Below are 26,680 nucleotides of genomic sequence, written 5' to 3' on the forward strand. Positions count from 1 at the left end.
TTCCTTATGCCGCCTTGCGGGCAACGGCTCCGTCGCGGGCCAGCAGCGTGGCCGCGACGATGTCGTCGTTCATGTCGATGGTCAAGGCGCCTTCCTTCGTGAGGATCAGCTTCAGGAAGTCGAACAGATTGCGCGCGTAGAGCGAGGAGGCGTCGGCCGCCACCATCGCCGGCAGGTTCGTATGCCCCACGATCGTCACGCCGTGCTTGGTCACGACCTTGTCCGGCTCCGTGAGCGGACAGTTGCCCCCGCGCTCGCCGGGCAGCCCGGCGAGCTCTGCACCACGCCCCGCGGCCAGATCGACGATGACCGAGCCCGGGCGCATCGCCTGGACCGTTTCCGCCGACAACAGCATCGGCGCGTCGCGCCCGGGGATCAGCGCCGTCGTGATGACGATATCGGCCACCTTAGCGCGCTCGTGCACGGCGGCCGATTGACGGGCAAGCCATGAAGGCGGCATCGGCCGTGCGTAGCCGCCCACACCTTCGGCCGCCTCGCGCTCTTCCTGGGTCTCGTACGGCACGTCGACGAACTTCGCGCCGAGCGATTCGATCTGCTCCTTCACGGCCGGACGCACATCGGAGGCTTCGATCACGGCACCCAAGCGCTTGGCGGTGGCAATGGCCTGCAAGCCGGCCACGCCCGCGCCGAGGATCAGCACGCGGGCCGCCTTCACCGTGCCGGCGGCCGTCATCAGCATCGGCAGGAAGCGCGGATAGAGATCGGCGGCAATCAGCACGGCTTTGTAGCCGGCGATGTTCGCCTGCGAGGACAGCACGTCCAGGCTTTGCGCGCGCGTCGTGCGCGGTGCGGCTTCGAGCGCGAAAGCGGTGACGCCCGCATCGGCGAGGCGCGCCGCGTTCTGCGCGTTGAACGGCTCGAGCATGCCCACGAGGACGGCGCTGCGCTTGATCAGCGCGAGCTCGGCCTCGCTCGGCGATTGCACCTTCAGGACGAGATCGGCGGAAAACGCCGCGTCGGCTTCGGCAAGCTCGGCCCCGACGGCGGCATACGCATCGTCCGTGAAACTCGCGGCCGCGCCGGCGCCGCGTTCGATCGTAACGCGATGCCCCGCTTGAACGTACTTCTTCACCGTCTCGGGGGTCGCGGCGACGCGGGCTTCATGCAGCCGCACCTCCTTTGGTATGCCAATAAACAACGAAGTCTCCTATCGTCGATTTAATTAGTAATCCTAATTTATAGGGGTAACAACGCTTTCTTCGATGCCTTCCGGCGTCGCATCTGGGCGTCGACGCCCTCCGTTCCCCCTTGCTCGATATGCCGCGCGCCTTCCTGCGACTACTCGCTTAGCGGCACGAAGGCATAGCTCCCATCGCCGTTGTCGCGCACATGGCCAAGCCCGGGAAACGGCAGATGCGCACCGCCCACCATGTATCGTTTTCGTGCCGCATCGGCGAAGGTGCGCCAATGCTCTTGCTCGGCCTCGACACGATCGACGTCGTAACCGATCGTGACGCTCGGATCGGCAAACTGCACTGCAGCGACATGAACGATATCGCCCCACAGGAGCAGTTTCTCGTCCTCGCTCTCAACCGCGTACATCGTATGACCCGGCGTATGTCCATAGGCAGCCAGCGCGCGTACTCCGTGGGTGAGCTTTGCGCTGCTCTCGAAGGTCTCGAGCTTGCCCGCCGTCATGTAAGGCGACAAGCAGGTCCTGGCCGCCTCGAAGAACCGCTTCGCGGCGGAAGGCGCGGCACGCATGGTTTGCTCGCTCATCCAATAGTTCGCCTCGCGTCTGTCCACCCGAACGACCGCGTTCGGAAAAGCCCGGCGCCCTCCCGTCAGAAGACCGCCGATATGATCCGTATGCATATGTGTCAGATAGATCTCGTCCACCTGCTCGGCCTTGTAACCGCAAGCGTCAAGGTTGCCGAGCAACCTCCCCGTATGAGGGCTCAGCAGTGTGCCTGCTCCCGCATCCACCAGCACCAGCTTGTCGCCCGTATTCACTAGGAAAGCATTGTGGGAGGTAGCCACCTGCTCGCCAAGAAAGCTCTCATGAAGCGCTTGCTCGATAACCGATGGATCCCCTTGCAGCAGTTTCATCGCCGCAAGCGGGCTTTTGCCGTCGGAAAGCGCGATAACCTCGAATCGACCGACCATCAGGCGATAGAACGCCGGGGCCTCGGTTTTCGGCATGGGAACGGCGGCAAACAGCGGGGCGGCGACGCCGCATCCTACACAGAGGCATGAAGCCGCAAGCAGCATGCGGCGAGCAGCGTTGATCGCTCCATCGTCGGTCATTGTGGCGTCCTTATCGTTTCCATTGCGTCATGGAAGCCGTTCGCACGGGCCCTTAGCGTTCACCCGCTCGGCGACTTGCGCTCTCGATTACCGCCATGAAGTCACATTGAATCAACGAGGGGCCGTCGACCAGTAAAAGCTGAGCGTGCCGGGCCGGGCGCGATTCAGGGTCCGGAAACATGCGTACCCATTCCTCGTTCACCGGCCCTCTGTTATCGCGGTCCTTCAGGTAGATCGTCATCTTGACAATGTCCCGCGTGCTGCCTCCGGCCGCCTCCACGACCGCCTGCATGTTTGCGAATACGTGAGCGCACTGGGACTCCAGGTCTTCGGGAAGGGTCCGGGTTGCCGGATCGATCCCATGGATCGCGCTGGAGACAACCAGATTGCCGATCCGACAAGCGTTAGGCACTGGAAACTTGTGAGCAATACCCTCGACAACGATGCTCTGACGGCACACCGTCGTTTCACTCGCCCGCGGCATTACATCGTCTCGATCGCTCATGGTCGATTGTGTCATTGGCTTCTCCTATCCTTTTCATTTGCGGCTCCGATCGTTCGGAGGCGCATCGTTCGCAGCAATACGAAATCAAAGCCTGCTCGGCGCGGCTTGGTCCGTCGCGATGCCGGGCCGGTCGCCTTCTCGCGTAACAGGCCCCAGACCCGGCACGAGCTCAATGCCCCTCGTCTCGGGCAGCAGCAGCGTCGCGATGATCGCTACGGTGTAGCCAAAGAGCGCGACCGCCCCGATCGCTTCGCCCAAGGAAATCTTCTGCGCAAGAATCCCGATGCAGGACACTGCGACGGCGCCGGCCGCCTTGCCGAAGTTGTAAGCAAAGCTCTGGCCGCTGCCGCGCAATGCCGTCGGAAACAATTCAGTGAAGAAAGGACCGAGTGCGGCGTAGTTGCCGATCGTGAAGAACCCGAACGGCACCCCCATCGCGATCAGTGCCCAGCCAGACAGAGGAAGGAACATATAAGCGATGGTCACGAGCCACGAGCAGACCAGGAACAACTGAAATGTGCGGCGCCGGCCGAGCGTGTCGGCCAGGTAAGCGCTAACCAGGAAGCCGAAGAACGACCCTGCGGTGACCATCAATACGTAATAGCCGGAAGCGCTCGGTGAAAGGTGACGCACCGTCTTCATGAAGGTCGGCAGCCAGTTGACGATCGCGCCGCCTACGCCGATTACGCCGAACCCCAACAACGATGCGAGGATCGTCACCCTCATCATGCCGGGGCGGAAGATATCGACGATTCGCGGCGCCGGGCCTCCTGCCTGTATCTCGGCGCGGGTCCGCCGATACAGTTCCGGCTCCTCGAGCGTCCGACGCAGATACAGCACGAGGAAACCAGGCAACACACCGATCATCAACAACGTCCGCCACGCGTATTGCACCGGCACATGGGCCAGCACGACACCCGCCAATATCGCCGCGGCGCACCAGCCGATCCCAAAGCCGCTTTGGACGCTGCCGACTGCCTTGCCGCGATGCTCCGGTCGGATAATTTCACCCATCAACACGGCGCCGGACGCCCATTCCCCTCCGAACCCAAGTCCTTGCAAAACCCGCACGACGATGAGCTGTTGAAAATCCTGAGTAAAACCAGCGATGAACGTGAAAACCGCAAACCATAAAATGGTGAATCGCATGACGCGAACTCGGCCGTAACGGTCGGCCAAGTACCCGCACGCCCAGCCGCCGATGGCGGCCGATAGGAGGGTGGCGGTGGCGAGATAACCCGCTTGCGCTGTCGTCATCCCCCACGCGGCGATCAGGACGGGAAGTACGAAGCTGAAGAGTTGGGCATCCATCGCGTCCACCGCCCAACCCGCGAAGCATCCCCAGAACGTATTTCGTTCCCTTTTCGTTAACTCACGATACCAGCTGAACACGTTGTCTCCTCCAATATTTATCGTTTCGGCTCAACCAGTCAGACGACGAGTGGTGTCAACCCTCCGTCCATCGTCAGCGATGCGCCGGTCACATAAGATGCCCGCGCGCTGGCGAGATACAGCGCCGCATCCGCGATTTCCTCCGGCACGGCGTAGCGCCCCAGCGGTATCCGCTGCTGGTTCTTGCGCAGCAACTCTTCCGGCGGCTCTCCGGTCGCTCGCGATTCAGCCGCTAGCGACATCTGCACTCGATCGGTCATGGTGGCGCCCGGATTGATGACATTGACGCGTATGCCGGCGTGTCCCCAGGCGGCCGCCAAACCAGCCGACGCAAGCATCAGCGCGGCATTCGCGGCGCCGCCCGGTATATGGATCGGCGACGCGATCTTGCCCCCGGTGCCGATGATGTTGACGATCGAACCTGCGCGCCGCGAGACCATGCGGGGGAGTATGAAGTCCATGACGTTCATGTACGTGAAGAACTTCGCATCCATCGCAACGCGCCATTTGTCCGGCGTTAATTCGCTTGGCGGCACGCGTACGGCTCCGCCTGCAGAATTGATCAGCACGGCAACGGGGCCGACCTGCTCTTCTGCCGCTATGACTGCCCGCTCCGCTTGCGCCCCATCGGAGAGGTCGGCCTCGATGGCCGTGACATCGACGCCGTCTGCTGCCAGCGTCGCACGCGCCGCGCATAGATTGTCCGAACTGCGCGACACGATTGCCACGCGAGCGCCCTCCCTGCCGAACGCTCGCGCGCAGGCTAGACCGATTCCCTTGCTGCCGCCGGTGATCAGCACCACCTTTCCGTCGAGTTCGAGATTCATTTGCGGTGCTCCTGTTTCAGCACGTCCGTGTTGTGTACGTTGATCGGCTTCCCATCCGCAAAAGCCAAGATCTGATCAAATGCATTGCCGTAGGCGAACTCATAGTTATCGCGCTCGACGTAGCCGAGATGAGGGGTGCATAACGCGTTGGGCTGCAGCAGCAAAGGATCGTCGGGATTGGTCAGCGGCTCGTGCTCGAAGACGTCGATCGCCGCTTTTCCTGGCCGCCCTTCTCGCAGCGCGGCAACCAGCGCGCCCGGCTCGATCAGCTCGGCCCTGCTGGTGTTGACCAGCACGGCCGTCGGCTTCATTAAAGTGAGATCGGCCGGGCCGATCAGCCCGGCTGTCTCCGCATTCAGGCGCAAGTGCAAGCTCAGCACATCGGATTTTGCGAAAAGCGCCTCTTTACTCGGCGCGATCGGAAAGCCTTCCGCTTGCGCGCGATCCAACGAGCCTCGTCGGCCCCAAACGAGCAATTCCATGCCGAAGGCCGCGCCGATTCGCGCCACCATCGCCCCGAGTCGGCCGAAACCATAGATTCCGAGCGTCCGCCCCCGCAAGCCGAGCCCGATCGTGGTCTGCCACGAACCCGAGCGAAGCGCCTCGCTTTCGAACGGAATGTTGCGCATCGCCGCCAAGATCAAACCCCAAGTAAGCTCGACGGTGGGATAAGACGGGCGCTGCGTCAGAGCCGACGAGACGATCACTCCGTGCCGTGTGCATGCATCCAGGTCGATGTGCGGCACGTGCCCATTCTGGCTGATGAGCTTGAGTCGGGGCAGCCGGCTTACCAGGGCTTCGTCCACCTTGGTCCGCTCGCGTAGCAGGACCAACACATCCGCATCGGCAAGCCGTTTTGCTAATACATCGACATCCGCAACGGAGTCGTTCCAAACATCGATGTCGTGACCGTGCAACCTTTTGAAGCAATCGAGCGTACGGACAACGTCCTGATAATCGTCGAGAACGGCAATACGGAGCCTGGGAGAAGTGGGAATCATGATGCTCACTCCCTGTTCGGCAAGTCGGCAACTGCCGTACCGGCATCGATCGCACCGCACTTCGCATGTTCGAAGTTGGCTTTTACCAGCGCCCGCTCCAGGACTTCCCCCGCCCGCGCGAGGGGAATGAAGCAGACACCGGTTTCGTCAGCCACGACGATGTCGCCGGGGGACACGCGAACGCCGGCAATTTGAATGTCGCCGTTTATCTCCACGGTCTCAATGCGCCATTTACCGGTGACGGGAGTGATTTCGGTAGCCCAGAGCGGGTAGTCCACACGCCTGGAATGACCGACATCGCGAATACCGCCGGAAACGATCGCGCCGGCTTCGCCTTGCCGCTTGCCGGTCTGCGCCGAGATGCCCCCCATGTTGGACACGCCCGACACGCCTTCGATGACGACGACATCGCCGGGAAAAGCCAAATTGTGAGCCTCGAACTCGGCCATACGGTTGACGCGCTCGCGGGCGGTTTCATAGACGTGTTCGCGCTGCACGACGTTTCGTACCGTCAGCGCGGGCCCGACGATGCTTGCGGTCGGCAGCGTCGGCTTTAGAACAGACGCGCCAACGACACCCGTGATTCCGAGTTCGTCCATTACGTCGGCGATCACGCTGCTCGCATCGGCGATACGTTTGAGCTGCTCGATCAGACCCGCGGGCGGGCGCGGCGTGCGCATCAGACGGATGCGATCCGGACTGATCTTGCCGGTTAGCTTGGGCGGTCCGTCTTCAACGTGAACTTCATCATTCATGAGATAAATCCCTGTAACATTTGTGCAGTTGTCCGCCTAGCGGCTTTCCTCTTGCCCGCCGCCGTGTTTGCGATAATTACCCAGACAGTCTGGATCGTCCAATTCAGATTTTGGGGGTACCGTTATCACCCTGGTGAATGAGATGCGACTCGACCTGAATTTGCTCGTCGTCATTGAGGCGATCATGCTGGAGCGGAACGTGACGCGCGCCGCGGCCAGTCTGTCAATGAGCCAGCCGGCAGTTAGCAATGCACTTCGGCGCGCGCGAAGACTCACCCAAGACCAACTCTTCCTGAAGGTAGCGGATGGTGTTCAGCCAACGTCGCGGATGCTGGCCATCTGGCCCGACCTGCATCGTTCGCTCGCAGTCATCCGCGCCTCGATCGCGCCGGAACGCTTCGACCCGCGAACGGATTCGACCGGCTTCCGAATCGCGGTGACCGACAGTCTGGCGGCGGAAGTTGTCCGAGACATCGCCTTGAAGCTGCGTGACATGTCGCCCCACGCACGGGTAGCGTTTTCCCCCCACACCAATGCAAGTTCCCTCGAGGCGATCGAACGCGGCACGCTCGACTGCGCCGTCGGCATGTTCCCGTCGCTTCCGCGGGATATCCATGTCCAAGGACTTCGAACAGATCGCTACGTGTGCGTGATGCAATCGGGGCACACCTTAGCCGCGGAAATAGACTTGGATCAGTTCGTCGCAGCCTCACATGTATTGGTGACGCCATCGGGAATGGATCTCGGAGTCGTTGATGGTTGGCTAAGTCTTCGTGGCCGTACAAGAACGATCACGGTCGTCGTGAATCATTTTGCCGACGCGCTGCGGATCGTCGCAGAAAGCGACCTCCTGACCTGCGTGCCCAGCGGTTTCCTAGGCAGCGGCGACGCTCGCGCTCTGGTCGAGAAACAGGGACTGGTGATCCGGGAGCTCCCCTTTGAAACGGAGAAGCTCATCTACAAGCTCATCTGGCACGAACGGCTTCACATCCATCCCGCGCACCAGTGGTTTCGGTCCCTTGTCGTTGGTACTTGTGCCATACCTGAAGGGACAACGATGGCTGATACTGCCTTGCAGGGACCAGATGAGGCACGGTACTCACGAACGCCGCCTCACCTGTGAGTCCATACCGGATCCGACGTGAGAGAAGTCCATTTTGAGCCAGCCTCAATCGAGTACATCGATAAGTGAAATATATTGCCGGCCCGAAAACCTCGATCCCGGATCATCCGCTGCGATCAGCCTCGGGCATACCCTTCCTTTCACTCGGACCCCTTGCGCTTTTCATTAGATATCTAATATAGTGTCTTCATGAGTGAACGACTTACGACCTTTCGCCTGGAGAACACACATGTTGACCCACGAACAAAACCAGTTGCTGTGCCGGGTAGAGGGCGATGCCCCGATGGGCCAGTTGATGCGGCATCACTGGACGCCCGTTTCTCTGATCGAAGAAGTCAGCGAACCGGACGGCCCGCCCGTCCACGCTCGCGTATTCGGCGAGGACCTCGTCGTGTTCCGAGATACAGAGGGACGCGTCGGCGTAATGGACGAGTACTGCCCTCATCGCCGCGCCTCACTCGTGTATGGACGCAACGAGGATTGCGGCTTGCGCTGCCTTTACCACGGTTGGAAGTTCGATGTTCACGGCACCGTGATCGAAATGGTGTCCGAGCCCGTATCGAGTTGCATGACCGAGAAGGTCAAGCACAAGGCCTATCCCACCCACGAATGGGGCGGCATGGTGTGGGCCTACATGGGTCCCCAGAACACGGTGCCCGAATTCGTGCCACCGGCGTGGGCTCCTACAGCGGACACGCGCGTGAGCATTGCGAAGGCATTGCTGCCCTGCAACTGGGCGCAAGTCCTCGAGGGCGCAATCGACTCGGCCCATAGCTCGAGCCTGCACTCGTCCGACTTCGTTCCGGCTCGTGTCGGGGGAGCCGAAGCGACGTCGAAGAACTGGCTGCGCCCCTCGACCGACAAAGCACCTCGGCTCCAGGTCGAACGAACTTCGTACGGCTTCCGCTATGCGGCGATTCGCCGCCCAATCTTCAACGCCAACACGCATGATTACATTCGCTCGACCGTTTTCGTTGCGCCCTCAACGGTCTTGATTCCGCCTAACAATCTTTACAACGTCGCGAACATCAATGTCCCGATGGACGATGTGAATACCGCGTTCTATTTCATCGCGTGGGGTGATCCGAAAACGACGCCCGAAACGGAAACTTGGCGCAAGTTCCTCTGCCAGCAAGTGGGTGTGGATCTCGATACGAGCTATCGGCCCCTGCGCAACCATGAAAATCGCTTCTGGCAGGACCGAGAAGCAATGAAAGCCGGCAATTTCACCGGCATCAAAGGCTTTCCGAATCAGGACATTGCCATGTGGGTCACGATGGGGCCTATCGCCAACCGCTCCGACGAGCGGCTCGGGGCAAGCGATCTGGCCATCGTCGAGTTCCGCAAACGCATGCTCGAAGCGGTCGAGGCATTTAGCGAAGGTGCAGCGGCGATCGGCACCGGTGAGCACGCGCCCGCTCGCAGCGTCTGCTCCTACCAGGCGGTGATTCCGAAAGACACCGACTGGCGTGCCTACGAGGCGAGGTACGTGTGGGGCGAGGATGCGGAGACGCCCGCGCTCGAAACGAACTATCAGGTCCAGCAATGACCGCCGCTCCGACCGGCATGGAGCGAGAACCGTTGCGTATCGGCATCGTGGGGCTTGGGCGCGCGTTTTCTTTGATGCTCGCGACATTCCTTCGCGATCCGCGCGTTCGGCTCGTGGGCGCCTGCGATCCACGAGAAGAAGCCCGTCGGCAATTTGCAGACGATTTTCACGCGCCGGCTTATGCCGATGTGCCTGAACTGGCGGCGAGCCCGGACGTCGAGATCCTCTACGTAGCAAGCCCTCACCAGTTTCATGCGCTGCACACCGAGATTGCCGCGGCACACGGCAAGCATGTGCTCGTCGAAAAGCCGATGGCACTGTCGGTCGCCGAATGCGATCGCATGATCGAGGCCTGTCGCGCGGCGAATGTGCGGCTGATCGTTGGGCATTGCCATAGCTTCGATACCCCGTACCTACGCACGCGAGACCTGATCCGATCGGGACGATTCGGCGCAGTGAAGATGATTCATGCCGTGAACTACACCGACTACCTCTACCGCCCGCGTCGTCCGGAGGAGTTGCTGACGTCGGAGGGCGGCGGCGCGGTATTCAGCCAGGCCGCCCATCAGGTGGATATCGTGCGGCTACTGGCCGGCTCGCGCGCGGTGAATCTGCGCGCGACGGTAGGCCGCTGGGATCCGTCTCGGCATACCGAGGGGGCCTACTCCGCTTTGCTCTGGTTCGAGAATGGGGCTTATGCGTCCCTTTCGTACAACGGCTACGGTCACTTCAGTACCGACGAATGGACCGGTGGAGTCGGGGAAATGGGTGAGCCCGTCTCGATGGATTCCTATGGGCGCGCGCGCAAACGGCTCGACACATTTCCAACACCGGAAGCAGAAGCCCAATTGAAAGCAGCCGGCACTTATGGCGGCTCAGCGTACAAGGCAACGTCCGCGACAGACGCGCCGCCCCCTTTTCATCAGCACTTCGGTCCGGTGCTTGTAACTTGCGAAGGCGCGGACCTACGCCCTTTACCGGACTCGATCGTCGTGTATGGCGACAGGCAATACGAAATCGTGGAATTGGAGCAACCGATCGTGCCGCGCGCGGAGGTCATCGATGAACTTTATGATGCCGTGCGCTGCGAGAAGCCGCCGATTCATGACGGAAACTGGGCCAAAGGCACCCTCGAAATTTGTGTGGCCATGCTCGAGTCGAGTCAGTTAGGACGAGAGGTCTTGCTGTAACGAGGGGGGCGCTTGCAAGTTGGCAAGCGCCCGCTTTGTTTCTGATCCGCTCGGCGATCTATGCCACGTTAATGCTAGCGCCCTCTTCCACGAGCGCGTCCACGCGCAGCGAAAAGTCGACGGCGCGCACGTGCTTCGTGAGCGAACCAACAGAAATGCGGTCCACGCCCGTTTCCGCAATGACTCTCAACGCCTCCGGCGAAACACCGCCTGAAACTTCCAACTCGGCGCGGCCATCGTTGAGTGTCACCGCTTCGCGCATTTGCTGCAGCGAAAAGTTATCGAGCAGGATCGAATTCGCCCCCGCCGCAAGGGCCTGCGCCAGTTCATCGAGCGTCTCCACTTCGACTTGAATCGGCACGTCGGCGTTCAAAGCTTCGGCCGCCCGAAGGGTGGGCACGATGCCCCCGCCCGCCGCTATGTGGTTTTCTTTGATCAGAATGCCGTCGTATAGCCCGCACCGGTGATTTTCACCGCCGCCTATCCGTACGGCGTATTTCTGCGCTAGCCTCAGTCCCGGCAGCGTCTTACGGGTGTCTAGAATACGCGAGGCCGTGCCTTCGACGATATCGGCCATCGCGCGCGTGGTCGTCGCCACACCGGACAGCAACTGCAGAAAATTGAGCGCCGTGCGCTCGGCAGTCAGCATCCCGCGTGCTGGGCCAACGATTCGGCAGACCGTTTGACCCGCGTCCATGTGCGCGCCTTCTTGCACCAACCAGTCGACGCGCAAGCGCTCATCGATTTGAACCAGGGTTTCGTCGAACCAAGGCCTACCGCACAGCACGGCCGATTCACGCACGATAAGTGTCGCGCCGGTGCCAACTTCGGGATTGACCAGTTGGGATGTCCAGTCACCGCCGCCGATATCTTCGGCGAGCGCTTCACGAACATTGCGCGCGAGGGCCGCGCGTGTCATTGCATCCATGTGGAGACCGCGAGTGAGTGAGCAGGAAGAAGGTCGTGCTCACCTGCGCGGATGAATGCCGCGGCGAGTGAGTCACTCGCCAATATTATTAGAGATTTAATAAAATTACCACACCCGCGTTAGAAGACCACATCGCCACGCGGTCTTCACGCGGATCAGCCGCCTTCGTACTCCTCTCCGCGCATGGCGATGAGGTTACCCACCTCTCTCGTCGACGGAATACGCCGCGCAGGGTCGTCCGACTCGGACTCATCCTTCGCCATGTTCTCGATGATCGTGAGTAGCACCTTGCGAGCCGTATTGATTTCCGTCGCCTTCAACCCGCGCACGCTCACTTCGTTGACTTCTTCCGCGAGCGGCACGAGCTTGCGCTTCAATGCTCGACCGGCCGGCGTCAGAAACACATGGGTATTTTTTCGATTTCCCGGCGCATAGCGACGCTCCACATAGCCGAGCTTTTCCATGGCGGAGACGGCCGTGAAGGTGGTCGGCGTGGTCGTTCCCGTCTCGTCGCTCAACTCCTTCTGCGTCAGCCCGTCTTTTTCCCAGAGCACGCGAAGGAACGCCCAGTGCCCGAACGACACTTCGTGCTGAGCCAACCGCATCTGCAGTCCGCGCACCATCGCACGGGCCGCATCCTTGACCAAGTGAGCCAGACGATCGTCTGGCACCGCTTCGCGCCAGTGCCGGAGAATCGGATCGGAGGTGGGCCCTTCTGCCTCGCCTTTTGAACGCTTCGCAGCCATACCGTTATCTTTGTCAGGTGAGAATCACCGCCAATGATATCGCTTCCCCCCGCCGCCTCGCCACTACCGCACCGATAGCACTCGCCATCGAGCGATCTGCTCAGATCTTGAAGCGCTCGACGCTGGCCGGATGGAAGAGTTCGGACGGCTGAAGGCGCCGGCTCGATAACCCTTCGGCGTAATGCTGGGCCAGAAAGCGATCGATCACTACCTCGTTGTCGGCAAACCCATACGACCAGAAGTCAGTTCCCATCAATCTCCGAGCATTGCGCAATTGATCCTCGACGAAAGGCAGCGTCACCTTCGTCGCGGACGTGTCGGATAACCTCGCGAGCGCAATCGTCTTCGACTGCTCGAATGCCTTCACGATTGCGCCGGGCAGCCAGGGGTGACGCTCCGCCAGGCTCTTTCTGATCCCGAGGGTATGCATGATCGGAAACAGCTTCGTTTTTGCGTACCACTCTGCCGCACTGCGTTGGGGATCATCGAACAGGTATTTGACTTGAGGATGTCCCCGCTCGAAGCATGACGGTGCGCGCGGACCGATCACCCCGTCGATTTCTCCCGTGGCAAGGAGATTCGATATGGTTTGCCCGGCCGGTGCGTTGTCGAGGACGACACCGTCCGGCAAGTCGAGTGGGATTTTTTCGACCCGCGTCGGATCTTCGTAGCCACCGCGCACCCACCGGATATCCGACGCTTTCACGGCGTATTCCTGCTCCAGCATCAAACGCACCCATACATTGGCCGTCAATTGATACTCGGGCACCCCGATGCACTTGCCTTTCAGATGCTCAGGTCGATCGATACTGCGATCGGCCCGCACGTAGACCGAGCTATGGCGGAATGCACGCGACGGGAACACAGGCACCGCGATATAGGGCGAGGTACCGTTGGCCGTCTTCACCGAGTAGCTGCTCAACGAGAGTTCGCAGATATCGTAATCGGCGTGTCGAAAGGCCCGGAAAAAGATCTCTTCCGGATCTTGAAGCATGAACACAGGATCGACGCCGTCGATCTGAACGTCACCGTCGATCAACGGGCGCATCCGATCATAGTTTCCCACTGCGATTGAAAGCTGAAGCTTACTCATCCACATTCCTTTTCGATTGTCCAAATAAATGAGTCGGCGGGCCTGCCGCAGGTTCAGCGCGAGGAGCGCTCGCGCGGCACGCCGATCAACACGGCAATCCCGCCGATGAACACGAGCGCGGCGACCAGCAAAATGCCGACGGCGAAACTCCCGGTCACGCTCTTGACCCATCCCAAGACGATCGGCGCACAGAAGGCACCGACCTGCCCCAGACTGCTGATAACGCCGATCCCGCCCGCTGCCGCGTCACCCTTCAAATAAGTGGGGGGGATCGACCAGATGATGGCGGCCGCCGCGAAATAGCTGATGGAGATGAGGCTCAGGCACACGATGGCTGCAACCCAGTTGTGCGTCAGCAGCGTCAACGCCACGGCGCCCAATGCTCCTGCGGTCGTGGACAGTGCGAAGTGCCAGCGGCGTTCGAGCCGGACATCCGAACTGCGTGCAATAACGAGCATGGCGACAGCACCCACGATGTAGGGCAACGCCGACAGAAAACCGATCTGCAAAATATTCGCCACCCCCGCCTGCTTGATGATCGTCGGCGTCCAGTAGTTCAGCAGCGTTCCGCAGATGGGCACCGTGGCCCAACCCGCCGCCAGCACATACACGCGAGGATCGCGCAGCGCGGTGATCAGGCGGCCGGGCGCATTAGCCGGCTTGCTCCCGCGTTCCTCCTCCAGCGCATTCCGAATGAGTTGACGCTGCTCTAGGCTGAGCCACGTGGCCTGCTCCGGTTTATCGGTCAAATAGAAAAACGCCACAACACCGGCTACGACCGCGGGTATGCCCTCCAAAAAGAAGAGCCACTGCCAATTCTTATAGCCCCACACGTCGGTGAAGTTTTGGAGAATGAAGCCTGAAAGCGGCCCGCCGATGATGCCGGCGGCGGCAATCGCCAGAAGAAAACGGGAGGTGATACGCGCACGACGCGCGGCCGGATACCAGAACGAAAGATAAAGAATGATGCCCGGCCAGAACCCCGCCTCGGCGGCACCGAGCAACGTGCGCGCCAGATAGAATTGCCAAGGCGTCGTCATGAACGCCATGGCCGTCGAAATGCCACCCCACAGCACCATGATCCGGCACACCGTCCTGCGCGCGCCAATGCGTTTGAGCAGCAACGTGCTAGGCACTTCGAGCAGGATGTAGCCGATGAAAAACAGACTCACCCCCAACCCGTAGGCGGCGTCGCTGAGCCCGAGATCATGCTTGAGTTGCAGCTGTGCGAAGCTTACGTTGACCCGGTCCAGATAGTTCAGAACCCAACAGAAAAATAGAAACGTCATCAGTTTGAGCGTGACCTTTCGATACGTGCCCTCAACGAGTGCCGCGTCGGCCACTTGAGGAAGCGCGTCCGCGTCGTAGCTCATCGTTGAACCTGCCATGTCAATGTCTCCGTTAATCGTCCATGTCGACGCATCGATCTGCTCACCCGCATCGAACCTCAGGCACCATCTGTCAACTGATAATTAGATTTCTAATTATTAAGGTAGGCGATCTGATCACCTCTGGCAAGCGCGGGTTTGTACCGATGCATCCTGTCCCGGACGCCATGCCCAGCCATGTATAATTAGATATCTAGTTATATGGCCTGCCAATTCGCGCGGGCAGATCGCAAAGGGAGGCAGGCATGAACCTGGACCAAGACAGTTTTTTGAGCCTTCGAATCACCACGAAGGACAAGATCGCACGAGACATTTGGCGTTTCGAGTTGAGCACCGCGGACGGCTCCCCGCTGCCTCCCTTCGAGGCGGGCTCGAATCTGACGGTTCGAATCCCGAACGGCATGCGTCGCGCCTACTCCCTTTGTAACGACCCGAACGAGAATCACCGTTATGTGATTGCCGTCAAGCGTGACGCCGGTGGCCGGGGAGGATCCGTCAGTCTTGTCGAGGAAACCGCCGAAGGCGGCACGCTCGATGTGTCGTTGCCAAAAAACGAATTCCCGCTGGACGCCCGCGCGAAGGAGTTCATTCTTGTGGCCGGCGGTATCGGCATCACACCGATGCTGTCGATGGCGCGACAACTTAGGGCCGAAGGCACGCGAAAATTCCGGCTGTACTACCTCGCACGCGACCCGGAAGGCACGGCGTTCTTCGATGAACTTCGAAGCGAAGAGTGGCACCCGTACGTCAAGATCCACCATGATTTCGGTGATCCGAGCCGGTCGTTCGATTTCTGGTCGCTGTTCGAACGTCCGAAGCAAGCGCATGTGTACTGTTGCGGTCCCCATGCACTGATGGATACGGTCAAGGACATGACTGGCCACTGGCCGTCCGGCACGGTGCACTTCGAAAGCTTCGGGGTGGGAAACATCGCGGCGAAAGAGAACAAGCCCTTTACCGTCCGGCTTCGGCGAAGCGGAACCGCGCTTGATGTGCCCGCTGACAAATCCATCCTCGACGTGTTGCGCAGTGCGAACGTGCGCGTCCCGAGCTCATGCGAAAGCGGAACGTGCGGATCGTGCAAGACAGGGCTGTGTTCGGGAGAGGCTGATCATCGTGACCTGGTACTGGAAGAAGGTGAGCGTGGAACGCAAATTATGGTCTGCGTTTCCCGCGCGAAATCCCACGAATTGGTGCTGGACCTCTAAGTGCTCAATGATTCGATCGGGCCGGAAGGCACAGCCCTTAGGGGCACTCGCCTTCTGCAAAGTTGTCGTTGCTAGTCCGCCGGCGGCAACCGCTAGCCGATCGCGCGCGCACGAGGACGAATAACCGTACCGGAAAGCCGCTGCTCCATAACGTGAGCCACCCAACCCACACTTCTGCCAACAGCCCAAAGTGCCGAGGCACTCCGCGGCGGCAAATCAAGCGCCTTCGCCACTGCAACGATTCCCAGCTCCAACGACGGTCCAAGGCCAGTCTGGGAGCGCACCTCGTCCACGCTCGCCCGGAACGCATCGGCCCATGCCTTTTTCCCCAGTTGCATCGCGAGATCCAGCAGGAACTCGCCGCGTGTGTCGCCCGCCGGATAGATCGGATGCCCGAAACCCGGAATTTTACGTTGCGGGAGCTTATCGCTCGTCAGAGACGAGCGCAGATTATCCAGCTTGGGAACCGCGCCAATCAGCGACTCGAGCCGGTCGCAACTGCCGCCGAGCAAATGGCCGGAGTGCGCGCCGATAGCGGCGATGAGGCAAGCTTGCAGACCAGCCCCCGTCGAAGCCACCACTCGCGCGGTATACGTGGCCGTTGATAATTCATGGTCCGCGCAGCAAATCAGCACTGCGTTGAGCGCAGCGACCGCGCGCGCATTCGTCTCGGCTCCAAGTGCCCGGAGGGCAAGGTGTGCGAGTGCCTCGCCGTCGTCTCTGTGAATGAGACGGGGCCTCGAGCGCAACCATCCGAGGCAGCCTGCATACACCGAAATGATCCGACGTGCGAGACGGGGCGTGCTGCCAGAACGAAGCTCCTCCGCGGCGGGTTCGCCAAGGACGAGCGATGCCGCTGCCATGACGCGAAGAATCGGTACGCGCCTCTCTCCCTGTTGTAGCGCAGCAATAGTGGCCTCCAAATTGTCCGGCGGCGGGTCATTGACCCACACTACCGGCTCATCGGTGAGCACGCCGGTCCAAAGCAACTCGGCGACATTCTCGATGTACCCTGGGTGCACGGCTAACTCACAGACATCGATACCGCGATACTTGGGGCCCTTCGACGTAATTTCAGTAATGGCGCTCGCGATGACGGGAGCGCCCGCTCCCGCGGCCGAACTCGCACCAGACTCCGAAGCGCGTTGCGCCTCCCCGCTCAGCCGCGTCTTGCGTGCCAGGAGTCGCTCAACGTCTTCCCGCACATACATGGACCGTCGCGACTCCGGCAAGGAAACGCGGCGGAGCACGCCCCGACTCGCGTACGCGTAGAGCGTCTGCTTCTTTATCCCGAGCAATTGCATGACTTCCGCGCTAGTGAGGTGGGCCTGCATCGCACTCTCTATAAATCAACGTTGATAAAGTATAGCTCACGCCATGCCGGCCAGTCCTAGACTCAGCATCTTACTGGGATATTAGCTGCAGGAATTTGCGCCGCATAGTTGACAATCAATCTATGGTATACACCATTGATCAATCAATCTGGAGATGCAATGATGCTCGTACCAACCAGATGAGAACGTCAATGAAGATTTGTCGATTCAATGAAGGACACCTGGGCATTGTCGAGGGCGATTTGGTCTACGACGTGTCGGCCGCACTGAACGTGCTTCCGCAGCCCCGCTATCCCCTTCCGGCCGAGGATCTCCTCGTTGCCAATTTGCAGGCGGTATGTGAGGCGGCGCGAACACTCATCGCGACGGCAGAATCAATGCCGCTCGAGAGCGTCAGACTGCTTTCGCCGGTTGCCAATCCGTCGAAGATCGTGGGTGCGCCGATCAACTATGCGTCGCATATCGACGAAAGCGTCCGAGATAAGGGAATCGCGTTCGACCGCAAGATCACGACGATCCACGATTGGGGCCTCTTTCTCAAAGCGTCAACCTCGCTCGTCGGCTTCGGCGAAAAGATCGTCCTGCGCAGGCCCGATCGGCGTAACGACCACGAGTGCGAGCTTGCGGTCATCATCGGCAAACGATGCAGCAAGGTATCGCGCGACGACGCGCACGACTATATCGCCGGCTACGCAATCGGGCTCGATATGACCGTCCGCGGGCCGGAGTTCCAGTGTTGGCGGAAATCAGTCGACACTTACAGCGTACTCGGCCCATGGTTGGTTACGGCCGACGAAATCGACAACCCCAACGATCTTGCGCTGACGCTTCGCGTGAACGGCGAAATCCGGCAAGACGCCAATACGCGAGATCTCGTCGTGGATGTGGCGGGGCTCGTGGAAATGGCTTCCGCAATGTACACGCTTGTGCCGGGTGACGTGATCATGACCGGCACGCCGGCAGGCGTCGGCCCGGTACTGCCGGGTGACAGAATCACTGCATTTGTAGCCGGCATCGGACCGGCCACCATCGAAGTGGCGGATCACTATGAATGAGTACACAGATTTGGTCGATGCGCTGGCGCAGTCCAATTTGCTGCCGCTTTGGGATCGCTACATGACACTTCTGACTCGGGAGCCCAACCCCAGCGACTGGCCCATCAACTGGTCATGGGAAGCACTTCAGCCGCTCATCGCGCGCGCCACCGAGGAAGTCTGCATGGCCGATGCAGAGCGCCGCGTGTTGCTGCTGGCCCATCCCGCGTTTTCACCGCATCCATACACGACATCGAATCTCACTGGCGCACTGCAGGTACTGCAACCGGGTGAGCATGCAGAGCCTCATCGGCATACCGTGGCCGCGCTGCGATTTGTGATGGAGGGAGATGGTGCAACGACTTGGGTCGATGGCCAGCCATGTGAAATGGCCGAAGGCGATCTGATTTTGACTCCATCTTGGTCTTGGCATGAACACGCCAATGAAGGAGATCGACGGGTGATTTGGTTCGATGGCCTGGACTTGCCCCTAGCGCACCATCTGCGCTCGGTCTTCCTCGAATTCCGGCAGCGCAGCGGGGCTCTCGAACGGGCGACAAAAGAACGAACCGGCGATCAGAGACAGCCGACCTCCCTGACGTCGGTCGACGTTCCAGCGTCGACGCCATTTCACTATCCCCGCGCATCCATCGCTGCCGCGCTCGACGAACTTTCGCGGCGGGCGGATGGATCCCGTGAGGTCCGCTATACCAACGGGGCCAACGGCGGGCCGGTGCTGCCCACGCTCGACTGCTACGCGTTGCGGCTGCAATCGCAGGTCACCACCCGCGCATACCGAAGCACAAGCAGCGCGATCGCGGTCGTGGCTCAAGGTTGCGGCACATCTTGTGTCGGCGACAAAACGATCAATTGGAAAAAGAACGACATTTTTACGATTCCACACTGGCATTGGGTCACCCATCGAGCAGAAACCGACGATGCGCAACTGTTCCTGATGACCGATCGGGGATTGCTCGACGCGATGGAATACCTGCGCATCGAATACGAGTAGTTGAGATACGCGCAGGGCACGAAGCCAGCTTTCGTGGACAGACCACGTTCGTCGTTCTTTCTTGGCCGGCTGCCTCCCAACACGCGGAAACGAAAAATTTCTTTCGATCCATGAATCATGGATTCATGAAATAAGAGAGCGCACCTTATGAAACCAGGCGAAGCAATGGACGTCCAGACGTTCATCGATCAGTCCCAGATTGGTTCACGACAATTTCGGTTAATCGCCCTGTGCGTCGCCATCATGCTCATCGAAGGCTACGATACGACTGTCGTCGGCTATATCGCTCCCGCTTTGCACCTCGACTGGCATCTGCGCCCGCAAGATTTGGCGCCGCTGTTCGGCATAGGTCTCGTTGGACTGAGCATTGGATCGCTCGCGCTCGGACCGGTCGCCGACCGGATTGGGCGCAAGACACTGCTCATCACCTCCGTCTCGCTGTTCGGTGTGACGTCACTGATGTCCGCCCTCGCCCCTACGCTGAATGTTCTGCTCATCCTGCGCTTTCTGACGGGGCTCGGCCTCGGTGGCGCAATGCCCAATGCCTTTACGCTCGCCGCCGAATACAGTCCCAGCCGACTCCGCGCAAGCTTGGTCGCGCCGATAGGCTGCGGCATGGCTGCGGGCGGCGCATTGGGGGGCCTTCTAGCCGGCAAAGTGCTGGGCGGTGAACACTGGCAGCTCATGTTCATGGTCGGTGGCGTCATCCCATTGTTGCTTGTCCCGATCTTGCTCATCTGGCTGCCGGAGTCCGTGCGCTACAAGATAGTCCGAGGCGCGCCGGAGCAGGACATTCGAACGACACTCCGCGCCATGTTTCCGAGCGCCCGGATCGATGGGATTCGGTTCGCCTATTCCGAAAAACCGCTATCCGGCCTTCCTTTCCAATACCTTTTTCGCCGCGGTCTCGCCCGAGAAACGCTACTGCTGTGGCTGATGTCATTCAGCACGCTGCTCGTTGTCTACTTCCTTGGAAACTGGCTCCCCTTGCTCGTGCAACGAGCCGGGGCCGCCCCCGGGGCAGGAGCGACGATGATGGCGTACTACCTCCTAGGCAGCACAATCGGAGCGATCGGCCTTGGCATCATGATGGATCGGTACAAGCCGCAAGCCGTTATCTGCCTCACCATGCTTGCCGCTGCCGTGTCATTGCTCCTGCTCGGCGGGGCCCTTCATACGACGTCCGCGGTGTTTATGGTGCTGTTCGTCATCGGCATGGGCACCGGGGGAACCATGACCGGCACGAACATCATGGCCACGGCCATCTACCCCACGGCCTCACGCGCTACAGGCGTAGGCTGGGCGCTCGCGTTCGGAAGGTTGGGCTCGATTGTAGGTGCAACGGTCGTCGCAAGCTTGCTCGCTCTCGGGTGGTCATTATCGAACCTTTTCACGGCGGCAGCGGCGACCCTGTTCTGCGCGGCGATATGCGCACGTTGCCTGCGAGGCGAGCACCCTGGCCCGCGCGATGAACGCCGATTGCACCCACCGTCGGAGAAAGCGTCCTCGGCGGACTGCGCCCGATAAGTCGGCAGGTCAATTCCTTCTTACGCATCTCGATAACGCCGCTCGTTCTAACGGGAGCTATGGTTCTGCCTCACGCCATCACGTGATCATGGATTACGCGGTCGGCATCGACATCCGCAACCGATCGCACGTCAAAGGCATTTAAAAAAATAACTTCGTAGTTCTAATTATTATATTTGGAGACAAAAATGAAACGCTTTACTCTCCGGGCGCTTTTCGCCGCAACTGCCATTGCGGCAACGGGAGCAGCCCATGCCCAGAGCACCGTGACGCTATACGGGATAGTCGACACGGGTATCGAGTACTACAACAACCCGGCGTCCCATGGAGCATTCGTCGGCATGCCGACACTGACGGGCGAGCTGCCGTCGCGCTGGGGATTACGCGCGACCGAAAAGCTGGGAGGGGGATATAACGCCTTCTTCGTTCTCGAAAGCGGATTTGCGGTAAGCAACGGCGCCTTGAACTACGGTGGACGCCTATTTGGCCGTCAGGCCAACCTGGGAATCAGCAGCCCCTATGGCTCACTGACCCTCGGGCGCCAGATGAATATGACGATGTTCGCGCTATCCAACGCCGACGTTATCGGTCCGTCGATTCACAGCATGGCATCGTTCGATGGCTATTTACCGAACTCGCGCAGCGACAATGCGATCGGCTATATGGGTGTGTTTCACGGATTCAAGCTGGGCGCCACATATAGCTTCGGCCGCGATGCGGCAGGGCCCGCGGGTCCTTCGGCCACCAATTGTCCCGGTCAGGTGGCCGGCAACGGATTGGCTTGCCGGCAATACACGCTGCTCGCGGGATATGACAGCCCGCAGTTTGGATTTGCGCTGTCATACGACGCTATGCGCGGCGGCATCGGGGCAATGGCACCGCTCACGTCACCTTCCGACATTGATACGCATTTCGTCGCCGACGGTTACGTGAACTATGGGAAGGGAAAGTTGGGAGCAGGATGGATTCGCCGCAACCTCGACACGAGCCAGCATATGCAATCCGACATTTTCTTCGTCGGCGGAAATTACGCCCTATCGCCCGCGCTTTCCGTTGACGCACAAGGCCTGCGATACATCCAGAAATCACAGTCTTCCTCGACACTTCTGATCGCGAGGCTCGATTACCTCCTTTCAAAACGAACCACGGTGTACTCCTCGGTCGCGTTTATGTTGAACAGTCCGCTAGCCAACGCGCCCGTGGCCGCAGGCGGAACGGTCGCCATGGGCAAGAACCAGGTCGGAGTCATGGCTGGAGTCCAGCAACGCTTTTGAGCCGCCGGCCAACACGCTCGATGCGGGCGCTGCCGTCGGTGAAATTGCCGCTGCTTCGTCGGGTCTGGTATCCAAATCAACGAGATGGTCCGCTATTCGCTCGATCCATAACGATCTAGCGCCTGCTTGATGGCGTTGAAAAGCTCCGCTCCCAGCTCCTTCTTCATCTCCTGCTCCGCATGCTTGACGGCAATGCCAAAGGCTTCGAGCCACGCGAAGCCGGCCGGCGTGAACCGCGTGATCCTCGCACGGCCATCATCCGGATCCGGAATCCGTTCCAATAAGCCAACGTCCTCGAGCTGGCCGATCAACTCCCCCACGAACTGCTTCGTGATGCCAGCTCTTTTGGCAATTTCGGTAGCGCGAGTGCCCCGCACGTCCAGGTTGCGCGTAACGGCCATGTGGCTCAGGCTCAGACCGTCATACCCGGCTTCACCCATCAGTTGCAGAACCCGCCTTTCGAATCGCTGAACGGCGATGTTTAACAGGCGGCCGATGTTACCCTGGCGCCACGCATATCGCTGCCCGTTCCTCTTGTCATTCATTTTCACTGGCGTTGTTCTGAAATAGAGGTCCCATATTAACCGTTCAGCGTTGAATGGATGTTTGCCGCTTACCGGCAATGTCGGCAAGCGGCAACGCTCAAAGCAATCTGTGCTCCCTCTGCTAGCAGCCCAATATTCGGCGAAACACTTCAGTCGCAGCGGCACAGGAGTTTCCGCGCCATGCCACGATCTGATCCGGCCGGATCAGCGCGAAATCAGCCTGGTAGAGGTCGCCCGCTACGGGCAAGTCCAACGTAACTACCTTGAGTTCTATGCCGCGCCGTAGAGCCTCCTCGAGCATGGGCGCATGGTCTCCCGCCCCGGCGCGCAAGCACAACAATGCCCATTCGAAGCCGAACGCGTCGTACAGTGAAGTCCCATCCTCGAGCCACAGGTGCGGCGGTCGTCCCCCCGGGCAGGCCGTGGCGACGTATTCGTTCGGCCTGTCGGGGGGCGGCTGAGTCCCATCCGCAACGATAGCAGGAGAACCGTCATACCGCGTGCCGAATGTGACGCCTGGAATATTGAATTCCGCACGGCCATGCGCATTAAAATAGGCCCCGGCCTCTTCTCTGGCCATGGCGCCTGCCTTGCTGTCCTCCTCCAATTCCGGAGCCGGACGGAAAAGACCGAGTGAATCGGCGAACATTTTTGCGTAGTTCGTGTTTCGTCGAGCAATCGGCTGGCGCTCTGCCTCATAGCTTTCCAGCAGCGTCGGTGCAGCCTGCCCCTTGATTACCGCGGAAAGCTTCCAGGCGAGGTTGACGGCGTCCTCGACCGCCGTGTTGTATCCCAATCCGCCTGTCGGCGTGAATAGATGAACGGCATCGCCGCCGAGAAACACGCGCCCGGATTGGAAATGGTCGCTAACCAACGAATGGCCTGCCGTCCACGAACCCTTTGACAGGACTTCCACCTCGACCGGCAAGCCGGCCGCCGCGCGAAACATGCCACGAGCATCCTCTTCGGTCACCTCTGTCTCGACTTCGTTCGGCTTCAATTGCGTGTGGAACGCGAATTCGCCTTTTCCGTCCACGGCAGCCATGAACGCTCTTCGCTCCGTATTGACGCAAACGTTCATCCACGCGGGCGGATTCGGGCTGGCGCTGTACAACTCGGAACAGCGAGCGTAAATCGCATACATGCGCCCACCCATGAAATCGCGAATGACCCCCGTCTCCCCCGTGTACTGGAAGCCAAGTGCCTCGCGCGTGTGACTGCGCGGTCCGTCCGCGCCCACCATGTAGTCCGCTTGGAGCGTCTGACTGAAACCATCGTCGAGCCGCTCCACATCGATCTCCACATGCGTATCGAACTGACGGAATGCCCGCATGCGCCAGCCATAGTTCACCGAGACATTGGGCAAGCGCTCCGCCTGCTTGCGCAAAACACCTTCCACAAACTTCTGCGAGACGCGGTGAGGCAGCTCCGCCGCGCTCCAAGAGCCGCCCAGTGCGCTCACCTTCGACTTCGCCTCCCTTGCCGACGGCAGCTTGAAGCGCGCCAATTCATGCTTGCAGAAGCGCGTGTAGTAGGCAATGTCGGTGGGAAAGTCGTCCGGCATCCCGAGCCTTCTTATTTCATCCGCGACGCCGAGGCGCCTGAAATACTCCATCGTCCTCGCCTGCGTCGCATTGGCCTGGGGATTGAATGCCGTGCTGGGCTTTTCGTCCACTAATACCGTCTCGATTCCTCGCCGTCCCAGTTCGTTCGCGAGCATGAGGCCGCAAGGCCCGCCGCCAACCAGTACTACAGAGCTCTTCACCGGCAACATACGTACCTCCAAATTTCGTCATCCGTTTTCGAACGGCCTCTCGCATAGCAAGCTTTGCTTACCGATCATTTAGTAAACTACCTTTACTATTAGAGCATGTCAATCAACGTCGGTTCGCATCTCCCGCACCGGCTGCTTGCCGCGGGTTGTCGCCCCTTCGCGCGGATCGAGTGCGCCACACGAAACGCCCGCCGGCGCGATGTCTAGGACTCTATTGAGAAGGCTTTTTTGACGAGGTCGTTTGAAGCCGACCGCTTGCGCTTACTGAGTCCAGCGCCTTTCGAAGTCCATTTCTTGAAAATGCGCAAACAGGAAGTCCGTGAAGGAACGCACCTTCATGGACATGTGCTTTCTACTGAGATATGCAATGTTGATCGTGAGCCTCGGCAAGTCCCAGTCGTCTAGGACCGGCACTAGACGACCCGAAACGATGTCGTCGTAAATGATATACATCGGCTGTATGAGGATTCCGAGTCCCGCCATGGCCGCGGCTCGGATGACCTGACCGTCGTTCGACGCAAAGTAGCCTTGGGTTGCCACGACCGATGTCTGCTCGCCACGCTGGAAGCCTAATTCTCGCGGGCGATTGGCCAACGTATACACCAACAGCCTGTGCTTCAGTAAGTCCTCGGGAGAAGCCGGCGTTCCAAACGCGTCGAGGTACCCGGGCGAGGCTGCCAGCACGCGGCGCGTCTCGGCGAGCCGTCGAACCGTGATGTTCGAGTCCGGCTCGTACTCGCGCGTACGGATAGCGATATCGGTGTTGCTATCGAGAAGATCGGGGTACCGATTCGCGGCCTCCACGTCCACGGTCACGTTTGGATATCTGCGGTTGTACTCGGGCAGCAAAGGAACGATGTGCTTGACGCAGAAAGAAACCGAGGCCGTAATTCTCAGCAAGCCCACCGGATCCAGTACGGAAGCCTTGACCTCCGACTCGGCCTCCCATACCTCCGATAGCAACACCTTGCATCGGTCGAAGAAGGCTTGGCCCGCACTGGTCAAGAAAAGCCGACGCGTACTACGCTCGATCAAACGGGCGCCGAGGCGTTCTTCCAGCGCAACGAGGTGGCGGCTCGCAGCCGCATTGGACAAGTTCAGGAATTCCGCCGCCTTGCTCAAACTGCTGAATTCAGCGGTTCGAACGAACAGCTCCATCTCCTTCCATCGGTCCACGCCCCACCCCTTTTTCCATCCAGCGGAAATCTGCTTTCCGCTTTTAGCATTTAACGTACGTTGCTGCAACGGTATCTTGGCACTATCGGATGCGGCATTCGCGTGTCGCGTCACGTCGTCTATCGGAACATCCCATGCAACGTAAGGCAGCGATATGCAAAACCTCAACGAAGACACGATTACGCAGGCCGTCATCGCTCAGCTCGCCCATACCCCCGACCCTCGGCTCAAGCAGTTGCTGATCAGCGTCGTTCAGCATCTGCACAGCTTTGCGCGCGACGTCGAACTCACCGAAGACGAACTCATGGCAGGTATCCGCATCCTGACGCAAGTCGGACATACCTGTTGCGAGAAGCGTCAGGAATTCATTCTCCTGTCAGATACGTTGGGTCTATCGACACTGACGATGGCGATGAACAATCGCAAACCGGCCGGATGCACGGAAGCGACAGTCTTCGGCCCGTTCCACGTCGAAAATGCACCGAGGTACGCGCTGGGCACCGATATCGCCAACGGCGCAAAAGGCGAACCGTGCTTCGTGTCGGGCGTCATCCGAGGGCTGGACGGCGAAGCCCTGCCGCACGCGCGTATCGAAGTGTGGCAAGCCGATGCGGACGGTTACTACGACGTCCAATACGCCGAACTCGATCAAGCTCGGGCACGCGCCGTCCTCCTCGCCGACGCAAACGGTCAATACTTCTTCCGCTCCATCGTGGCCGAACCCTATCCGATTCCGCACGACGGCCCCGTCGGCGATATGTTGCGCGCGACAGGCCGCCATCCGTGGAGGCCGGCCCATTTGCATTTCATGATCAAAAAGGACGGGTACGAAACACTCATCACTCACGTCTTTCGTAGTGGCGGAAAATATCTCGATTCCGATGCGGTGTTCGGCGTTCGCTCGTCGCTGATTGCGGATTGGATCCGCCACGAACCGGGACCTGCGCCCGACGCCTCCGTGATGACGACGCCCTTCTACACGCTCGAGTATGACTTCGTACTCAATCCGACCACCGCAGCGCACTAGCCGT

The 26,680-nt window shown here is 60.1% G+C and carries 24 protein-coding genes; 9 read left to right on the plus strand and 15 right to left on the minus strand.

Annotation, left to right across the window (positions count from 1 at the left end):
• Positions 1-4: 4 nt before the first annotated feature.
• From VGL01_RS07800 to VGL01_RS07830, 7 genes are all read right to left on the minus strand, one after another.
• Complete coding sequence (locus VGL01_RS07800; RefSeq protein WP_331568283.1) at positions 5-1,159, minus strand: Re/Si-specific NAD(P)(+) transhydrogenase subunit alpha; 1,155 nt, start codon at positions 1,157-1,159, stop codon at positions 5-7.
• 140 nt (positions 1,160-1,299) lie between these two features.
• On the minus strand, positions 1,300-2,268 hold the full coding sequence (locus tag VGL01_RS07805) for an MBL fold metallo-hydrolase (protein WP_331568284.1): 969 nt from the start codon (positions 2,266-2,268) through the stop codon (positions 1,300-1,302).
• 52 nt (positions 2,269-2,320) lie between these two features.
• On the minus strand, positions 2,321-2,788 hold the full coding sequence (locus VGL01_RS07810; protein WP_331568285.1) for a RidA family protein: 468 nt from the start codon (positions 2,786-2,788) through the stop codon (positions 2,321-2,323).
• Between the two features lie 69 nt (positions 2,789-2,857).
• Entirely contained in the window at positions 2,858-4,084 is a 1,227-nt protein-coding gene (locus tag VGL01_RS07815) for an MFS transporter (RefSeq protein ID WP_331568286.1), read from the minus strand.
• A gap of 119 nt (positions 4,085-4,203) precedes the next feature.
• Complete coding sequence (locus VGL01_RS07820) at positions 4,204-4,992, minus strand: SDR family NAD(P)-dependent oxidoreductase (RefSeq protein WP_331568287.1); 789 nt, start codon at positions 4,990-4,992, stop codon at positions 4,204-4,206.
• On the minus strand, positions 4,989-5,993 hold the full coding sequence (locus VGL01_RS07825) for a D-2-hydroxyacid dehydrogenase family protein (RefSeq protein WP_331568288.1): 1,005 nt from the start codon (positions 5,991-5,993) through the stop codon (positions 4,989-4,991). The genes VGL01_RS07820 and VGL01_RS07825 overlap by 4 nt, the downstream gene beginning before the upstream one ends.
• A 5-nt stretch (positions 5,994-5,998) precedes the next feature.
• Positions 5,999-6,748: an RraA family protein gene (locus tag VGL01_RS07830; protein WP_331568289.1), complete on the minus strand. Its 750-nt coding sequence runs from the start codon at positions 6,746-6,748 to the stop codon at positions 5,999-6,001.
• Between the two features lie 142 nt (positions 6,749-6,890).
• Here VGL01_RS07830 and VGL01_RS07835 point away from each other — a divergent pair, with 142 nt between their 5' ends.
• The 3 genes from VGL01_RS07835 to VGL01_RS07845 all read left to right on the plus strand — a co-directional run bounded on the left by VGL01_RS07835 (position 6,891) and on the right by VGL01_RS07845 (position 10,610).
• Entirely contained in the window at positions 6,891-7,871 is a 981-nt protein-coding gene (locus VGL01_RS07835; RefSeq protein ID WP_331568290.1) for a LysR family transcriptional regulator, read from the plus strand.
• Between the two features lie 229 nt (positions 7,872-8,100).
• Entirely contained in the window at positions 8,101-9,420 is a 1,320-nt protein-coding gene (locus VGL01_RS07840; protein WP_331568291.1) for a Rieske 2Fe-2S domain-containing protein, read from the plus strand.
• A 17-nt stretch (positions 9,421-9,437) separates the two neighbouring features.
• Positions 9,438-10,610: a Gfo/Idh/MocA family oxidoreductase gene (locus VGL01_RS07845; RefSeq protein ID WP_331568374.1), complete on the plus strand. Its 1,173-nt coding sequence runs from the start codon at positions 9,438-9,440 to the stop codon at positions 10,608-10,610.
• A 58-nt stretch (positions 10,611-10,668) separates the two neighbouring features.
• Here the strand turns inward: VGL01_RS07845 and nadC are convergent, their stop codons facing one another.
• From nadC to VGL01_RS07865, 4 genes are all read right to left on the minus strand, one after another.
• Positions 10,669-11,538 (minus strand): carboxylating nicotinate-nucleotide diphosphorylase, encoded by an 870-nt coding sequence (gene nadC / locus VGL01_RS07850; protein ID WP_331568292.1) that lies wholly within the window; start codon positions 11,536-11,538, stop codon positions 10,669-10,671.
• A 155-nt stretch (positions 11,539-11,693) separates the two neighbouring features.
• Positions 11,694-12,284, minus strand: a complete 591-nt coding sequence (locus tag VGL01_RS07855) for a MarR family winged helix-turn-helix transcriptional regulator (protein WP_331568293.1) — start codon at positions 12,282-12,284, stop codon at positions 11,694-11,696.
• 100 nt (positions 12,285-12,384) lie between these two features.
• Positions 12,385-13,377: an ABC transporter substrate-binding protein gene (locus VGL01_RS07860; protein WP_331568294.1), complete on the minus strand. Its 993-nt coding sequence runs from the start codon at positions 13,375-13,377 to the stop codon at positions 12,385-12,387.
• Between the two features lie 53 nt (positions 13,378-13,430).
• Positions 13,431-14,765, minus strand: a complete 1,335-nt coding sequence (locus VGL01_RS07865; protein WP_331568295.1) for an MFS transporter — start codon at positions 14,763-14,765, stop codon at positions 13,431-13,433.
• A gap of 245 nt (positions 14,766-15,010) precedes the next feature.
• Between VGL01_RS07865 and VGL01_RS07870 the strand changes: the two genes are divergently transcribed.
• Positions 15,011-15,973, plus strand: coding sequence for a PDR/VanB family oxidoreductase (locus tag VGL01_RS07870; RefSeq protein ID WP_331568296.1), 963 nt, complete (start codon positions 15,011-15,013; stop codon positions 15,971-15,973).
• A 92-nt stretch (positions 15,974-16,065) separates the two neighbouring features.
• Here the strand turns inward: VGL01_RS07870 and VGL01_RS07875 are convergent, their stop codons facing one another.
• Positions 16,066-17,307: a citrate synthase gene (locus tag VGL01_RS07875; protein WP_331568297.1), complete on the minus strand. Its 1,242-nt coding sequence runs from the start codon at positions 17,305-17,307 to the stop codon at positions 16,066-16,068.
• A 191-nt stretch (positions 17,308-17,498) separates the two neighbouring features.
• Here VGL01_RS07875 and VGL01_RS07880 point away from each other — a divergent pair, with 191 nt between their 5' ends.
• From VGL01_RS07880 to VGL01_RS07895, 4 genes are all read left to right on the plus strand, one after another.
• Complete coding sequence (locus VGL01_RS07880) at positions 17,499-18,362, plus strand: fumarylacetoacetate hydrolase family protein (RefSeq protein WP_331568298.1); 864 nt, start codon at positions 17,499-17,501, stop codon at positions 18,360-18,362.
• Positions 18,355-19,353, plus strand: coding sequence for a cupin domain-containing protein (locus VGL01_RS07885; RefSeq protein ID WP_331568299.1), 999 nt, complete (start codon positions 18,355-18,357; stop codon positions 19,351-19,353). The genes VGL01_RS07880 and VGL01_RS07885 overlap by 8 nt, the downstream gene beginning before the upstream one ends.
• 165 nt (positions 19,354-19,518) lie before the next feature.
• Positions 19,519-20,880 carry an MFS transporter gene (locus VGL01_RS07890; RefSeq protein WP_331568300.1) on the plus strand — a complete coding sequence of 454 codons (1,362 nt, stop codon included), beginning with the start codon at positions 19,519-19,521 and terminating at the stop codon, positions 20,878-20,880.
• 188 nt (positions 20,881-21,068) lie between these two features.
• Entirely contained in the window at positions 21,069-22,154 is a 1,086-nt protein-coding gene (locus tag VGL01_RS07895; protein WP_331568375.1) for a porin, read from the plus strand.
• 92 nt (positions 22,155-22,246) lie between these two features.
• Here VGL01_RS07895 and VGL01_RS07900 read toward each other — a convergent pair whose 3' ends face one another.
• The 3 genes from VGL01_RS07900 to VGL01_RS07910 all read right to left on the minus strand — a co-directional run bounded on the left by VGL01_RS07900 (position 22,247) and on the right by VGL01_RS07910 (position 25,649).
• The gene (locus VGL01_RS07900) at positions 22,247-22,699 is read right to left on the minus strand and encodes a MarR family winged helix-turn-helix transcriptional regulator (protein ID WP_331568301.1); all 453 of its coding nucleotides are present in this window, start codon (positions 22,697-22,699) and stop codon (positions 22,247-22,249) included.
• Positions 22,700-22,820: 121 nt separating this feature from the next.
• Positions 22,821-24,473, minus strand: coding sequence for an FAD-dependent oxidoreductase (locus tag VGL01_RS07905; RefSeq protein ID WP_331568302.1), 1,653 nt, complete (start codon positions 24,471-24,473; stop codon positions 22,821-22,823).
• Positions 24,474-24,734: 261 nt separating this feature from the next.
• Positions 24,735-25,649 carry a LysR family transcriptional regulator gene (locus tag VGL01_RS07910; protein WP_331568376.1) on the minus strand — a complete coding sequence of 305 codons (915 nt, stop codon included), beginning with the start codon at positions 25,647-25,649 and terminating at the stop codon, positions 24,735-24,737.
• A gap of 154 nt (positions 25,650-25,803) precedes the next feature.
• Here VGL01_RS07910 and VGL01_RS07915 point away from each other — a divergent pair, with 154 nt between their 5' ends.
• Complete coding sequence (locus VGL01_RS07915) at positions 25,804-26,676, plus strand: intradiol ring-cleavage dioxygenase (RefSeq protein WP_331568303.1); 873 nt, start codon at positions 25,804-25,806, stop codon at positions 26,674-26,676.
• Positions 26,677-26,680 lie beyond the last annotated feature (4 nt).

Origin of the sequence: Trinickia sp. (assembly GCF_036503415.1) — a bacterium.
In the GTDB taxonomy this organism is placed as follows: Bacteria; Pseudomonadota; Gammaproteobacteria; order Burkholderiales; family Burkholderiaceae; genus Trinickia.